Source organism: Herbaspirillum sp. RV1423, assembly GCF_000577615.1.
Classification (GTDB): Bacteria; Pseudomonadota; Gammaproteobacteria; order Burkholderiales; family Burkholderiaceae_D; genus Herbaspirillum.
This window is the reverse complement of the sequence record NZ_CBXX010000018.1, coordinates 1-14,298: the sequence shown is the minus strand read 5'-3', so window position 1 is coordinate 14,298 and position 14,298 is coordinate 1. Positions and strand designations below refer to the sequence as shown.

15 protein-coding genes are annotated in these 14,298 nt (G+C 64.1%); 3 read left to right on the top strand and 12 right to left on the bottom strand.

Going from position 1 to position 14,298, the window contains the following annotated elements; all coding sequences use genetic code 11:
* Positions 1-108: 108 nt before the first annotated feature.
* On the bottom strand, positions 109-477 hold the full coding sequence (locus tag RV1423_RS16715; RefSeq protein WP_197034953.1) for an SPW repeat protein: 369 nt from the start codon (positions 475-477) through the stop codon (positions 109-111).
* 221 nt (positions 478-698) lie between these two features.
* Here RV1423_RS16715 and RV1423_RS16710 point away from each other — a divergent pair, with 221 nt between their 5' ends.
* Entirely contained in the window at positions 699-1,136 is a 438-nt protein-coding gene (locus RV1423_RS16710; protein ID WP_034298771.1) for a universal stress protein, read from the top strand.
* A 34-nt stretch (positions 1,137-1,170) separates the two neighbouring features.
* Here RV1423_RS16710 and prpE read toward each other — a convergent pair whose 3' ends face one another.
* Genes prpE through RV1423_RS16665 form a run of 9 tightly spaced genes read right to left on the bottom strand, consistent with a single transcriptional unit; the run spans position 1,171 to position 10,200 of the window.
* Positions 1,171-3,087 (bottom strand): propionate--CoA ligase, encoded by a 1,917-nt coding sequence (gene prpE / locus RV1423_RS16705; protein ID WP_051516726.1) that lies wholly within the window; start codon positions 3,085-3,087, stop codon positions 1,171-1,173.
* 24 nt (positions 3,088-3,111) lie between these two features.
* Entirely contained in the window at positions 3,112-4,431 is a 1,320-nt protein-coding gene (locus RV1423_RS16700) for an MSMEG_0569 family flavin-dependent oxidoreductase (protein WP_034298768.1), read from the bottom strand.
* 58 nt (positions 4,432-4,489) lie between these two features.
* Positions 4,490-4,777: an MSMEG_0570 family nitrogen starvation response protein gene (locus tag RV1423_RS16695; protein WP_034298766.1), complete on the bottom strand. Its 288-nt coding sequence runs from the start codon at positions 4,775-4,777 to the stop codon at positions 4,490-4,492.
* The gene (locus tag RV1423_RS16690; RefSeq protein ID WP_051516725.1) at positions 4,770-5,987 is read right to left on the bottom strand and encodes an MSMEG_0565 family glycosyltransferase; all 1,218 of its coding nucleotides are present in this window, start codon (positions 5,985-5,987) and stop codon (positions 4,770-4,772) included. Before RV1423_RS16690 ends, RV1423_RS16695 begins: the two co-directional genes overlap by 8 nt.
* 1 nt (position 5,988) lies before the next feature.
* The gene (locus RV1423_RS16685) at positions 5,989-7,029 is read right to left on the bottom strand and encodes a sll0787 family AIR synthase-like protein (RefSeq protein ID WP_051516724.1); all 1,041 of its coding nucleotides are present in this window, start codon (positions 7,027-7,029) and stop codon (positions 5,989-5,991) included.
* Entirely contained in the window at positions 7,026-7,592 is a 567-nt protein-coding gene (locus RV1423_RS16680; protein WP_034298764.1) for an MSMEG_0567/Sll0786 family nitrogen starvation N-acetyltransferase, read from the bottom strand. The genes RV1423_RS16685 and RV1423_RS16680 overlap by 4 nt, the downstream gene beginning before the upstream one ends.
* Entirely contained in the window at positions 7,589-8,701 is a 1,113-nt protein-coding gene (locus RV1423_RS16675) for an MSMEG_0568 family radical SAM protein (RefSeq protein ID WP_197034952.1), read from the bottom strand. The genes RV1423_RS16680 and RV1423_RS16675 overlap by 4 nt, the downstream gene beginning before the upstream one ends.
* Entirely contained in the window at positions 8,634-9,701 is a 1,068-nt protein-coding gene (locus RV1423_RS16670) for a Nit6803 family nitrilase (protein WP_034298762.1), read from the bottom strand. Before RV1423_RS16670 ends, RV1423_RS16675 begins: the two co-directional genes overlap by 68 nt.
* Positions 9,702-9,717: 16 nt before the next feature.
* Positions 9,718-10,200: an MSMEG_0572/Sll0783 family nitrogen starvation response protein gene (locus tag RV1423_RS16665; RefSeq protein ID WP_034298760.1), complete on the bottom strand. Its 483-nt coding sequence runs from the start codon at positions 10,198-10,200 to the stop codon at positions 9,718-9,720.
* 442 nt (positions 10,201-10,642) lie between these two features.
* Between RV1423_RS16665 and RV1423_RS16660 the strand changes: the two genes are divergently transcribed.
* The gene (locus tag RV1423_RS16660; RefSeq protein ID WP_034298916.1) at positions 10,643-12,037 is read left to right on the top strand and encodes a PLP-dependent aminotransferase family protein; all 1,395 of its coding nucleotides are present in this window, start codon (positions 10,643-10,645) and stop codon (positions 12,035-12,037) included.
* Positions 12,038-12,204: 167 nt separating this feature from the next.
* On the opposite strand, the gene RV1423_RS16655 is transcribed toward RV1423_RS16660, so the two are convergent.
* A complete protein-coding gene (locus RV1423_RS16655) occupies positions 12,205-12,837 on the bottom strand; it encodes a response regulator transcription factor (RefSeq protein WP_034298758.1) in 633 nt (210 codons plus the stop codon).
* A 384-nt stretch (positions 12,838-13,221) separates the two neighbouring features.
* Here RV1423_RS16655 and hpaC point away from each other — a divergent pair, with 384 nt between their 5' ends.
* Positions 13,222-13,752: a 4-hydroxyphenylacetate 3-monooxygenase, reductase component gene (gene hpaC, locus RV1423_RS16650; RefSeq protein ID WP_034298756.1), complete on the top strand. Its 531-nt coding sequence runs from the start codon at positions 13,222-13,224 to the stop codon at positions 13,750-13,752.
* Here the strand turns inward: hpaC and RV1423_RS16645 are convergent.
* Positions 13,733-14,029, bottom strand: coding sequence for a hypothetical protein (locus RV1423_RS16645; protein ID WP_155835135.1), 297 nt, complete (start codon positions 14,027-14,029; stop codon positions 13,733-13,735). The two genes, hpaC and RV1423_RS16645, sit on opposite strands and share 20 nt — an antisense overlap.
* Positions 14,030-14,298 lie beyond the last annotated feature (269 nt).

Here is a 14,298-nt window from a genome sequence, read left to right as displayed (position 1 = left end):
GCCAACGATACCGCTTGCTCACCATGCGTGCGCCTTGGCGTTCAACCCGACTTGTCTTGTCTGCAACAACGCCTGGGTCCAGGCAAGTGACGTCCTGCAAGGCCTGGATCAGCTTGCCGCCCTGGTTCTGGAGCGATCTTCATTCTTCATGGACCACAGGGCGCAGAGCAGGACTGCGCCCCCTGCAATTACCGCTAGCAGCGCCGCATCGCGATCCTTGGTGAAGTCGAGTATCCACGGCGAGGCCGCCAGCCAGCATCCCAGCATCAACAACAGTGCTTCCTCCCACAGTCCCGGCATCAGGATGGCGACGATGGAGACGGCGGCAATTGCCGCGCCGACGAGAAAGGCATTTTGCGAAATGGCTTGCCCGGGATACTGCATCACGAATGGAGAGACGACCAGTGATATTCCTATCGCGACCGTCAGGCAATCCTGCCAGCGTGCGGCTTCATCCGTTTCCATGAGCATATTCATGATTGACCTCCCGGTTTGAACGACAGGATTCATTATGGAGAAGCGGTCAGCGCAGACCATGACGCAAATCAAAAAGCCGCGTGTTGGCCGGTTTCTCGACAGCGATGGGACGTGCTGACCGCCGGGCGCTGTGCGCCTTGCACATCATTTGATATCGATCAAGGATAGAACCTGCTCCGGGCGTAGGATAGACGCTCACTCCATCTCCAGCAGAGGAAAACATGTTCAAAAAGATACTGGTGCCGACGGACGGTTCGGACCTGTCCAATCGCGCGGTGAGGGCGGCGATCGAATTCGCCGCGGACAACGGCAGCCATATCGTCGGTCTGTCGGTGGCGGAGGTCCTTCCTTATTCTTCATTTACGCTGATCAGCCGGCGCGAAGACTTCACGCTGCTGTCCGAGTCGATTCGCCAGCAGGCGCAAGACAATGTCGGGATCATCCGCGACCTGGCCGAGCGCGCCGGCGTACCCTGTGAAGTCCACACGGCGGAGAACGCCAACCCCTGGAGTGCGATCGTTCATGCCGTGGAGACCTATGCTTGCGACGGGATATTCCTGGCCTCGCACGGCAGGAGCGGCCTGAACCGCATCCTGCTTGGCAGCCAGACGCAAAAAATCCTCATCCACAGCACCGTCCCCGTCATCGTTTACAAGTGACGGCGTTGCTGCGTCGTTACGTTGACGGCCGGTGCTAAGTCTCCAGAGCGGTCCGCTCTGCGGCGGCGCCGTGAAACGCGCTGGCCAGGTCGGCGATGATCCCTTGCAGGTCGGGCGCATCCAGATGCTGCACTGAGCGGGATGCGATGACGTCCTGAATCACGCGGCGCATGACCTTGCCCGAGCGGGTGCGCGGCAAGCCGTCGACGAATACGATGCGCCGCGGCCTGGCAAGCGCACCGAGCGAATCGCCGACGGCCTTGATCAGGCGACGTTCGGCGTCCCTGAGTCCGGTATCGGTATCGCCGCCTTCCTTCAATACCGCAAACGCCACCGGAATCTGGCCGCGCAGATCGTGCGGCATGCCGACCACGGCGATTTCCGCGACGGCCTCGTCGTCGAGCAGGATTTCCTCGATCTCGCGCGTGCCGATGCGCTTGCCGGCGACGTTGATGACGTCGTCGGCGCGTCCCAGCATGCGGATGTAGCCGTCCTCATCGGCCACCGCCCAGTCGAAGGTGGAATAGCGCCACTGCGCGCCATGCCTGCTCCAGTAGAGGCGGCGATACTCTTCATCCTTGCGCCACAAGGTGCTCAGGCAGCCGGGCGGCAACACGCCTTCGGCGACCAGCAGTCCCTTCTTGCCGGGCGGGCAGGGCGCGCCGGTCTCTTCGTCGACGATGCAAAGCCGGTAGCCGGCGGCGGCGATGCCTGGCGATCCGGTGCGCGGAGCGGTTTGCGGATCTCCTGGCGGCAAGCCGATCATGGGCGAGCCGGTTTCGGTTTGCCAGTAGTGATCGATCACCGGGACGCCGAGCTTGCGCTCGATGCCTTGCGCGGTGGCTTCGTCCAGCGGTTCGCCGGCCAGGAACAAGGCCCTGAGCGAGGCGAGTTGCGCCGGTTCGGCGCCAGGCATGCCATGCCGCTTCAGCAAGCGCATGGCCGTCGCCGACGAGAGCATCAGGTTCACCTTGTATTTCTTCACCAGCCGCCACCAGATGCCGGGATCGGGCCGCACCGGCGAGCCCTCCATCAGCACGCTGGTCAGGCCCGCCAGCAATGGCGCATAGAGGCCGTAGCTATGGCCGACGACCCAGCCGAGATCGGAAGTGGTGAACATGACGTCGCCGGCGCGCGCATGGAACAGCAGTTCCATCGATGTCGCCAGCGCCACGGCATGCCCGCCGGTGTCGCGCTGCACGCCCTTGGGTTTGCCGGTGGTGCCGGAGGTGTACAGGATGTACGACGGCGCGCCGGAATCCAGCCAGACGCAGGGAACATCCGCCTGGTCTTGCCGCAGGCGTTCATCGGCATAGCGGAAGTCGCGGCCGGCCGTCATGTCGCAAGGCGACAGGCAGCGGTCGACCAGCAGCAGCCGGGCCGGCGCGTGCCGGCTTTTCGCCAGCGCCTCGTCCATCAACTGCTTGTAATTGACGAGCTGGCCGTTCTGGAATCCTGCATCGGCGCATATCGCCAGCGCCGGTTGCGCGTCGTCGATGCGCACCGCCAGGCTGGCGGCCGCGAAGCCGCCGAACACCACCGCATGGATCGCGCCGATGCGCGCGCAGGCCAGCATGGCGATCGCCGCTTCGGCGATCATCGGCAGATAGATCAGGACGCGGTCGCCGGTCCGCACGCCCATCTTCAGGAACACCGCCGCCATGGCGTTGACCTCGCGATGCAGTTCGCGATACGAGAGGATCCGTTCCGCACCGGTTTCGGCGGAGACGAAAATCAGCGCCGCCTGATCGCCGCGCGCCGCCAGATGCCGGTCGACCGCGTTGTGGCAGAGATTGGTCAATCCGCCGGCAAACCATGTCGCGGAGGGCGGATCGCTGCCTTCCAGGACGGCGGAGCAATCGCGCCGCCATGCGATGCGGCGCGATTGCTCGCGCCAGAAATCGTGCGGATTGTCGAGCGCGGTTTGCAGCAGCGTGCGGTAAGTGGACATGATGGATCCCGGCGTCACAAAAACTCAGGCCGCCTGCGACATCGATGGCGACATCGTCGTCCGCGCCGATCCGACGGCATCCTGCCGCCGTCCGCGATGCGCAACAATGTGTTCGGACAGGTATTGCGCATCGCGCGCAATGCCGGAAAACCGGCCCGATCCCCATGTGTACTGCCACGGCAGGCCGAGGAAATACAGGCCGGGTGCGCCGGTCACGCCGCGCTCGTGGCCGGGATAGCCGCGGCCGTCGAAGATGGCTTCCTCGATCCAACTGAAGTCGGTGCGGAAGCCCACGCACCAGACCACGGCGGAGATGTTGCTGCCTTGCAGGTCGAGGCTCGACGGGATGTCGGCCGGGGGCTGCCACACCGGCACATAGCGCGCTTCCGTGGGCGCCGCGATGCCGTTGGCCTCGATGAACTTGTCGATGCTGTCCTTGATGCTTTCGGAAACCGCATCGGCACCGTCCAGATAACCCGCCAGCCCGGGGCCGAAGCTGGCGACGCCATCGTCAAGGCCCTCGAAGCGGCCGTACAGTTGCATGCCTTCCAGCGCAAACTTGCGCAGGTCGATATCGCGCCCGCCGTCGCGGCCGGTGACGTAGTGATTGGTTTTCTCGCGCACGCCGGTGCCCAGCGGATGGCGGTCGACCGGCAAGTCGTAATACTTCATCTTGTCCAGCCATTCGACCACATCCTTGCCGCGATAGGTGCGCGCCACGCGCGGCGCATCGCCGACGCACAAATGGACGCGGCGTCCCGCCAGGTGCAGGTCTTCGGCGATCTGGCAGCCGGACTGGCCGGTGCCGACCACCAGCACTTCGCCGGCTGGCAGGGATTGCGGATTGAGATAGTCGCTGGAGTGGATCTGCACGATGCCGGCCGGCAGTTTCTCCGCCACGCGCGGCACGACCGGCAAGTGATAGCCGCCCACCGCGATCACCACCTGATCGGCGCTGTAATTGCCTTGCGTGGTTTCCAACCGATAGACACCGTCGGCGTCGCGATGCAGGCGGGTGACGGCGACGCCTTCCTGCACCGGCGGCTGGAAGCTGGCGACGAAGGCGTCGATGTAGGCGACGATGTCATCCTTTTTCATGAAACCGTAAGGATCGTCGCCGTTATACGGGAAGCCGGGCAGCGTGCATTGCCAGTTCGGCGTCACCAGGCAGAACGTGTCCCAGCGCTCGTTGCGCCAGGCGTGGCCGATGCGGTTTTTTTCAAGCACCAGATGATCGATGCCTTCCTGCTTCAGGTAATAGCTGATCGACAGGCCGGCCTGGCCGCCGCCGATGATGAGCACGGCGTAGTGACGGTCGGGATCTTGCGTTGTTAAGAGGTTCATGGCGACTCCTTGTATGAAATGACGATGTGATTGAATGGGCGATCGGCGCCAGGAGGCGTCAGGGACGGAAGCCCTCGATGCTTACCTGCGCATCGGCGACGTCCTGGAAGCGGCTGGCGGTTGCTTCGATGCGCTGCAACTGGTCCAGCGCCGACGAGCAGGCGTAGCCGAACTTTTGCCGCACGCGTTCGCTGCCGATATGGAGGGCGGTCGCGCTGCGTGCGACGAAGTCGTCGAGCGGATAGGTCTTGCCGACCTCGAGGTATTCCTTGATCACCAATGACGGCGAATAACAATCGGTGACGCTGTTGTCGGGCCAGCGCACGCTGAAATGCATTTCAGGCATAAGAAATCTCCCTGGATTGCGCCAGATGGGCGCGATAGATGTGAAGGTGGAGGCCGGCGGAATGCGGCCATGAGAACTGCCTGCAGATGTCGGCGCCGGCCTCGCGCAACTGCGCGCGCACCGCCGGGTCGCAGGCGTGCGCCATGCCGGCGGCGATCGAGGCCGGATCTTCCGGATCGACCCAGGCGCAACTGCCGCCGCGCAGGTATTCGGTAAAAGGCGCGATGCGCGACACCACGACCGGTACGCCGCAGGCCATGGCTTCCAGCACCACCAGCCCGAAGCCTTCCTTGAGCGAAGGGAACACCAGCGCATCGGCGCAGCGAAACAGCGAGGGCATGTCGGCGTCGGCCACCTGGCCGAGAATCATGATCGGTTTGCCCGGACCGGTTTCGATGCCGCCGGCCAGGAGCAATGCATCGAACTGTTGCCGGTAGCGGCGATGGTCGAGCAGGCTGGCGCCGCCGGCAATGACGAGCTGCGCCGAGGGAAAGACCCGGCGCACGCGCAGGAATCCCTGCAGGATGCCGTTGGTGTTCTTCCTCGGTTCGACGCCGCCCACCGCCAGGAAGACCGGACCTTCGGCCAGGCCGAGTTCTTCCCTCAGGTCGGCATCGCGCGCCGCGGCGTGCGGCTGATAGCGTTCCAGGTCGACGCCGTTGTTGACGATGTCGGCGGCGACGCCGTGTTCATGCCGCAGCTTGTCTTGCCACAGCTTGCTCACGCACAGCAGCCGGTCGGCCTGGCGGAAGCCGCGCTCCTGCCACTGCTGCAATTGCGCATCGTCGAACTGGTCCAGATGATGCACCGTGCGCACGAAACCGGGGATGACGCCGCGCTCCGTCAAAGTGGCGAGCGCGTTGGCGCTGATCGAATCCTGCGCATGGTAGATGTCGTAGCGCGGCGTGTCGTCGCGCAAGAAATGCTGGAGGTAGGCGTCGATGCGCCGGCCGACCATGTCGGCCACGCTGTCGGTTTTCTGCGCGCCGGGGATGGCCGTGAAGCCGCAACGCGGCCGGCGGAACAAGCCTTGTCCGTGCGGATCGGGTGCGAACAGCGTGACTTCGTTGCCGGCCGCCTGCAGGCTTTCGCTCAGTTGCAGGGAATGCACGACGCCGCCGCGCGGATTGATCGAATGCGTCAGCATCGCAATGCTGAGCGGTAGCGGTGGAGGCAACGGCGCGGATGAGGGCAAGGACAGGCGGCTCATCTCAGGCTCCTGTTTTTCGCGGTTTCGTCGGGGCGCAGCCGATCAGGGATTCGTGGTTCAGGTCCCAGAACGGCACGCTGGCCGTGCGATTGCGCAGATGGACCTGGCGTGTGTCGTCGATGCGCCCGATGGCGGCGCAGGCGATATCGCGCGCGGCGAAGCGTTGCAGCACCTCCGGCAATGCCGCATCGCTCACGCTGAGCAGGAAGCCGTAACTGGGAAACGCGCCCAGCCAGCGCGCGAAGTCGACGCCCGCGGGACGCGGGATCGCATCCAGGTCGATGGTCGCACCGACACCGGAACATTCCAGCAGCATCAGCGCGGTGCCGACGATGCCGGCCATGCTGATGTCCTTGCCGGCGGCGGACAAGCCGTCCTCGGCAATCGACGGCAGCAGTTCCAGATCGCCGCGCAGGCGTTGCGCCGCCGCGCCGGTGCTGGCGTTCCAATAGGAGTACGGTTCCTCGAAACGGCCGCGCAAGTCGACGGCGGCAACCAGGTTGTCGCCGGGCAGCGCGTCGAAGCTGGTCAGCAGGCGTCTGGCGCGGCCGACGATCGCCACCGACAATTGCTCGCGGTCGTTGCGGCGATTGCTGTGGCCGCCGACGAGCGGCACGCCGTAGACCTCGGCGCCTTTCATCAGGCCTTCGAGCACCGGCTGCGCGGCGTTGCCGCCGCGGCTCCACAGCGCATCCACCACGGCCACGGGCCGTCCGCCCATGGCGTAGATGTCGCTGACGTTGACCATCACGCCGCAGTAGCCGGCGAACCAGGGTTGTTTCTCGACGAATTCGTTGATGAAACCCTCGATCGCGAACAGCAGATAGCCGTCGCCGTCGGGAATGGCAGCGCAGTCGTCGCCGATGGCGATGGTCTGTCCGTTGACGATCGTCGGCAGCGAGGGATGCACGGTCTGCATGACTTCGCCGATGTCGCGCTTGTGGGCGATGCCGCGCGACTGGCGCAGCGTTTCCGCGAGTTGTTCCAGCGCCGACGGCGCCAGCTCGGCGGCCAGATCGGGGAGCGGGCGGGCGCAAGTCATGAGCGGCCCCTTTCCAGGACGAAACCGACCTCGCCGTCGCTGATCGGCGGGTAGAAGCCGAGATCGGCCTGCATCAGATGATGGGCGCGGCCGTGGACCTCGATTTCCGACAGGCTGTCCCAGTGCAGCCGGCGAAACAGCGGCACGTTCTGACTCTGCACCTGCGCCAGGAAGGTATGGCAGCCGTGCGCATGCGCGGTGCCGACGGCGAGTTTGATCAGGCCGCTGCCGACCGAACCGATGCGTCGCGCATGCTGCGCCACGGCCAGGCGCGAGCCATGCCAGACGCCGGCTTCCGATGCATGGATGCGTACCGTGCCGACGACTTCGCGGCTGCCGTCGTCGGCCTCCAGCAATGCGGCGATCGGCATGGCGACGGCGTCGATGGCGTCGGCGTCGTCATCCTGAAAGATGCCCTGCTCGGCGCAAAATACCTCGCGCCGCAGCCGCCGGCATGCTTCGCGCTCCCACGGCGTCAGCGCCAGCTTGATGCGGACATGCCGGGCGATGTGCGCCTGTCCGTCTTGCACGACTGCTGCGATGTTGTCGGCGACCTGGTTCATGACGGCCTCTTCTCGTAGGTGGACAGCGAGGAGCAGGCGCCGCACTTGCCGCAACCGGCCTTGATGTCGCCGGAACGCAATCCGCCGGCTTCCAGCATGGCCGACAGCGGCGTCAGCAGCTCGCGCATGTAGGAGGCGCTCGGCGCCGGATGGTCTTCCAGCGGCGTGCCGGAAATCGGCACGAACGGCACCACGAACGGATAGACGCCGATGTCGATCAGCTTGCTGCTGGTGGCGAGGATGGCTTCCTGGGTGTCGCCCAGACCGGCCAGGATGTAAGTGCTGACCTGGCCGTGGCCGAACACGCGCACTGCGGCTTCGAACGCCGAGAAATAGCGTTCCACGGACACGCTGGCCTTGCCGGGCATGATGCGCGCGCGCACCTCCGGCGTGACGGCTTCCAGATGCATGCCCAATGTGTCGATGCCGGCGTCGCGCATGCGCTGGAACCAGGCGTCGTCGTCCGGCGGCTCGCACTGTCCCTGGATCGGCAGGTTGACCGCGGCTTTCACCGCGAATGCGCTTTCGCACAGGATCTGCGCGCCGCGATCGGTTGCGTTGGGCGTGCCGGTGGTCATCACCATGTGCTTGACGCCGTCCAGCAGGACGGCAGCGCGGGCGACTTCCGCGAGCTGTTCCGGCGTCTTGCGCAGGATGGTGCGGCCGGCGGCCAGCGACTGGCCGATGGCGCAGAACTGGCACGACTTGCGACGGCTCTCGTAACGGATGCAGCTTTGCAGGACGGTGGTCGCCAGCACGTCGGCGCCATGCAGGGTGGCGATCTTGTTGTAGGGAATGCCGTCGAAGGTCTGCATCTTGTAGAAGCGCGGCTGGCGCGGAAACGAGATCACGCCCACTTCCACGCCGTCGCGCACGATCTTGCTGGTGCCGTCGCGTCCCGGCGGCGCGGCGACGTAAGGCGATGACCACGAACTGGCGGTATGCACCGGGATCATCACGGTATGTCCGTCGACGGTGACGGCCTTGTGATCGGAGGGACCGGCGCCGCCGCGGCGGCTGGCCACGCCCGCGTTCGGATCGCTAAGGCGCAGCCCGAAGGATTGCAGTTCCGTGATCAACTGTTGGTTCGGGGCTGTGTTTGTCTGCATGGTTCGACCTCGTCAAGGGTGGTGTTGCGTGGGATGCGTTGAAAGAAGCGGGCGCGGCGGCCGGAAACAGCGGCGACACCGGCACGGCAGCGCGGTCGTCGACGATCAGGTGCAGCAGTTCGGGGCGCGCATAGTGTCCGACCGAGTCCATCATGCGTTTGCGCTTGGTGACCAGTTCCATGTCGAGGTCGGCCACCAGGATGCCTTCGCCGCTGCGCAACGGCTCGGCCAGCAGCTTGCCTTCCGGCGAGACGATGGCGGTGCAGCAGCCGCCGCGCAGCGCCTTCTGTTCGTTCGGATTGGCGGTGATCGCGGCGATTTGCGCGTCGGTCAGCCAGCCGGTTGCATTGACCACGAAGCAGCCGGATTCCAGCGCGTGGTGGCGGATGGTCACTTCCATCTGGTCGGCAAAGATCTGCCCGACCATCGATCCGGGAAACTGCGCGCAATGGATTTCTTCATGCTGGGCCATCAGGGCATAGCGGGCCAGCGGGTTGTAATGTTCCCAGCAAGCCAGGGCGCCCAGCCTGCCGACGGCGGTGTCGACCACTTTCAGGCCGCTGCCGTCGCCTTGTCCCCAGATCATGCGTTCGTGATAGGTCGGCGTGATCTTGCGGCGCTTCAGCACCAGTTCGCCGTCGGCGTCGAACACCAGTTGCGTGTTGTACAGCGTGCCGTGATCGCGTTCGTTCACGCCCAGCACCACCACCACGCCGTGGCTGCGGGCTGCGGCCGCCACCGCCTGGGTGACCGCGCCGGGAACGACCACGGCGCGCTCGTACAGCAGCAGGTGCTCGGGCCCGGAGGCGAAGGGCGGCCTGACGAAGGAGAAATACGGATAGTAGGGCACGAAGGTCTCGGGAAAGACCACCAGCTCCGCGCCCCTGGCCGCGGCGTCGGCGATGGCCTGGCAGACCTTGCCGAGGGTGCCGTCCGCGCTGTCGAGATCCGGCGCGATCTGGACCGCCGCCGCACGCACCGTTTTCTTTTTGAATGTCATGGTCCGCCCTTTCCGCTTATAGCGTCCAGGTGTCGAGGATGAAGGCGTTGTCGCGACGATGCAGCAACACCAGGTCCAGCACATCGAGCGGATTGATCGGACGAATGCCCGGGATCAGCGACGGTTCGCCGTGGCCGTACAGCGCCTGCAGCGCGAAGCGGCAGGCGTAGACCTTGCCGCCTTCTTCCATGAACTTGGCGATCTGCTTGTTGAAGTTCTGGTGGCCGGGAAACGCTTCGTCGCCCAGCGTCGGGAAGCCGCGCTGCACGCCGAGCGTGACGCCGGGACCGTACAGCAGGATGGAGGTTTCAAAACCCTTGCGCTTGAGACGCGTGGCCTGCAGGAGATTGACGAAGCCGATCGATCCTTCGAATGCCACGGTATGAAAAGTCACCAACGCTTTCTCGCCCTGCTGGGCCTTGACGTCTTCGAATACCTTCTCTTCGTAATCGACGAAGAAATCGCCCGGGGCGTGCGCGGCTTTGGTCACTGCTGGCATGGTGGAACTCCTTGAAAGAATGTTGTTGATATGAGGACATCGCCGATCTGGCTAGTCGGTCCGGCAACGCGCCGCGACATCCCGATTGAATGCATCGGGCGTGCCATGCAATTGATGGAATGCATCAAATTGAATGCAGAAAAATCCGATCAATCCGATGACGCGACGGCATCTCCCGCATGTTTTCTTGTTCGCCGCAGAGTCAGGCGGGGAAAGGCTTTCGGCAAAAAATGGCCGGTCCATACAATGCGTCCATACAATCGCCGACAAATCCATGCAATTGCATGTGGCGGCGTGTTTTTTATTGGTGCGCGGAGATGCTCGGAAAGGGCGGTAAACGGTGCAAAAGGAAGGCGAGAAGAGGAACCGGCGAGGGCGATTGCATGGAATGGGATTTGCATTCAATGACGACATGCCGAGGCATTCAATGAAAGGATTCGCGATGCTCAAGAACGCCACTATATGGACGCCGAAACTGAAGAAAGGGAGCGGACCGGTATACCTCGCCATCGCCAACGCCATCGCTGAAGACATCGCGACCGGGCATCTGATGGCCGAACAGCGCCTGCCGCCGCAGCGCAAACTGGCCGAAGCCCTGCACCTGGATTTCACGACGGTGGCGCGCGCCTACAGCGAGGCGCATCGGCGCGGCCTGGTCGATTCCGTGGTCGGCCGCGGCACCTTCGTGTGCGGCAAGCGCCGTCCGCGAATCCCGCGCGTCACGGAAGGCCGTCCCAACGTCGACATGTCCATGAACATGCCGCCCGAACCGGAGTCGGCGGAGTTGCTGGAACTCATGCAGGCCGGCTGGGCGCACGTCAACGGCAGGCTGCGCGACCTGATGCGCTATCAGGATTTCGGCGGATCGATGGAGGATCGCGAAGCCGGCGCGCTGTGGCTGCGCCGGCGCGGACTCAATATCGAGCCGGAACGGATTCTGGTGGTGCCGGGCGCGCAATGCGCCTTGCTGGCCATCCTCACCATGCAGGTCGGCCCCGGCGGCGTGCTGTGCTGCGAAGACGTGACCTATCCCGGCTTGCGCGCGCTGGCGGGACAACTGGGAATCAAGCTGGTCGGACTGCCGATGGATACGGAAGGAATCGATGCCGTGGCCTTCGCCGGCGCCTGCGCCCAGTACGCGCCCAAAGCCCTGTATTGCAATCCGACGTTGCTGAACCCGACCACCTGCACCACGTCCTTGTCGCGGCGCCAGGCGCTGGTGGAAATCGCCCGGCACTACGAGGTGGCGATCATCGAGGACGACGCCTACGGCTTCCTGCCGCGCGCGGCGCCGCCGGCGATCGCCGCCATCGGTCCCGAACTGACTTTCTACATGACGGGACTGTCCAAAAGCGTCGGCGCCGGCTTGCGCATCGCCTACATGGTCGCGCCCGACGCGCAATATGCCGCCAGGCTGGCATCGTCGTTGCGCGCCACCACGGTGATGGCGTCGCCGATCACCTCGGCGCTGGCCACGCGCTGGATACGCGACGGCGCAGCCGATCTGGCGCTGGCCGGCATCCGCAAGGAGTCGATGCTGCGCCAGAAGATGGCTGCCCGCATCTTGCCCGAGCATAGCTATGTCTCGCAGCCGGAGGCATTCCATCTGTGGATCGGTTTGCCGAAGGAATGGACGGCCGCCGCCTTCGCCGCGCAGATGAAATCATCGGGCATCGGCGTGGTGGCCAGCGATGCCTTCGCCGTCTCCAACGAACCGCCGGAAGCGGTCCGGGTCTGCATCGGCGGCATCGCCACCCGGGACGATATCCAGCATGCGCTGGAACTGATCAGGGACACTTTGCGCGTATCGCCGCTGGTCCGGCCCGCCGTGGTGTGATGCGTGCGTGGCGGCATCCGCGGCTGGAAGGACTGAGCGTGATTGCGTCCGGGTTTTTTTTGCTACGGAGAAAACAATCCACCGCCGTGCATCAGGATTTCACTGGAATGCGCCAAGAGCCGCATGGAACTTGCGGCGGCTCTTCGGGAAGTGCAGGAGGAGGGACCTCAGGCAGCCTTGAGAAAATCCTGTCCCAGATCCAGCAGCACATCGCGCACCAGCGACGCCGTGCTCTGGCATCCCAGCTTGTCCTTGATGCTGGCGCGATGAACGTCGACGGTCTTGACGCTGATGTTGAGGTCGCGCGCGATGATCTTGCTGGAGGCGCCGAGGATGACCTTGTCGAGGATTTCGCGCTCGCGCGAGGTCAGCGTCTTGAGCCGGGCCTGCAATTGCAGGCGGCGCTCGCGCGCGTGGCGGTTGCCGGCCACGGTTTTCAGCGTGACCTGGATGCGTTCCAGCATCTGCTGGGAGTTGTACGGCTTTTCGAGGAAATCGACGGCGCCGTTGCGCAAGGCGCGCACCGACATGGGAATGTCGCCGTGGCCGGAAACGAAAATGACCGGGATATCCGCACCGATTTCATTCAGGCGTTCCTGCAACTGGAAGCCGCTGATCTCCGGCATGCGCACATCCAGGATCAGGCAACCCTGGCTGTTGGCGTCGTAGGCTTTCAGGAATGCCTCCGGGCCGTCGAAACATTCGGTGCGGATGTTGACCGAGCTGAGCAGCCATGCGAGCGATGTGCGAACGGCATCATCGTCGTCGACAATGTAAACCACGGGGGTACTGGTATCCATCGGCATGCCTTCAAAAAATTAGCAACGCGGCGATGGCAGCGAATAGCGGCAATCGCCCGGGTGCAGGTCATGAATCGTCTCCTTGTATCAAGCAAAAATCAGGCCCGGACAGGTGTCCACGTTGATGTGCCGCCAGGCTGTGCGGGTTGTGGAAAATTTCTCCATAGCCGGTGCAAGGGACTATAGGTAAAACTACCTAGGCCCTTAGCTGGATTCCCCCTGAAGTCTGGTAGTCGGCCGAATTGTTTGCGGCATGCAATTGTTTTACTCTGGTGATCCATTAACCGCGATGGGGCACGCGATGGACGAACTTCGGGCAGCTTGCACCGAATCCGGCCGGTGCGGTTCCCGACGCGCAATCGAGCAGTCAATCGGGAGCAGAGCATGAGCGCCAGAGGCGTTACCAGCGGCAATACCTTGAGCCAGGAACAGATCGCGTTTCGCAACGCCATGGCGCATCTGCCGGCAGCGGTCAGCATCATCACCACCAACGGCAGCGGCGGCCGCTGCGGCATCACCGCCAGCGCAGTCTGCTCGGTGACCGATGCGCCGCCGACCGTCCTGGTGTGCATCAATCGCGGCAGCGCCATGCACGACGTGTTCAAGGAAAACCAGTACCTGTGCGTCAACGTGCTGAGCGACGAGCAGGAGCAACTGGCCATGCATTTTTCCGGCGCCACCAAGGTGGCGATGGAGGAACGGTTTTCGTGGGATATCTGGGAAGAAGGGCCGCTGCGGCAGCCGGTGCTGGCCGGCGCGCTGGTGACCTTGCAGGGGCGCATCAAGGAGTTCAAGGAAGTCGGCTCGCATTCCGTCATGTTCGTCGAACTGAGCGACATCCATGTCAGCGAAGAAAAAGACAGCCTGATTTACTTCAATCGCCTGTTCCACAAGGTCAAGCGCATGGCGATCTGAGGTGCTTCGTCCGAGGCGCTTCGCCGGCATGGAAAGCCGGCTGCGCGCCGGATACCGTTGAGTCCTGCATTCCAAATTCCACATAACCGTCGTCCTGACGCAAGTCAGGACCCAGCGTCGCATGGTCGTTTTCACGATTCTGGGTCCCGGCGTTCGCCGGGACGACTGCAACAGGAATGAATGGCACCTGTGTCTCGCCGGTGCGGAAAGCCAGCTTCGCGCCGGATACCGTTGAATCCTTCATTGCAAATTCCACATCACCGTCGTCCTGACGCAAGTCAGGACCCAGCGCCGTGTGGTCGTTTTGACGACGCTGGGTCCCGGCGTTCGCCGGGACGACAGTAACAGGAATGAAGGGTGCCTGCGTCTCGCCGGTGCGGAAAGCCGGCTGCGCGCCTGACGTCGTTCAGTCCTTCATTGCAAATTCCACATCACCGTCGTCCTGACGCAAGTCAGGACCCAGCGCCGTGTGGTCGTTTTGACGACGCTGGGTCCCGGCGTTCGCCGGGACGACAGTAACAGGAATGAAGGGTGCCTGCGTCTCGC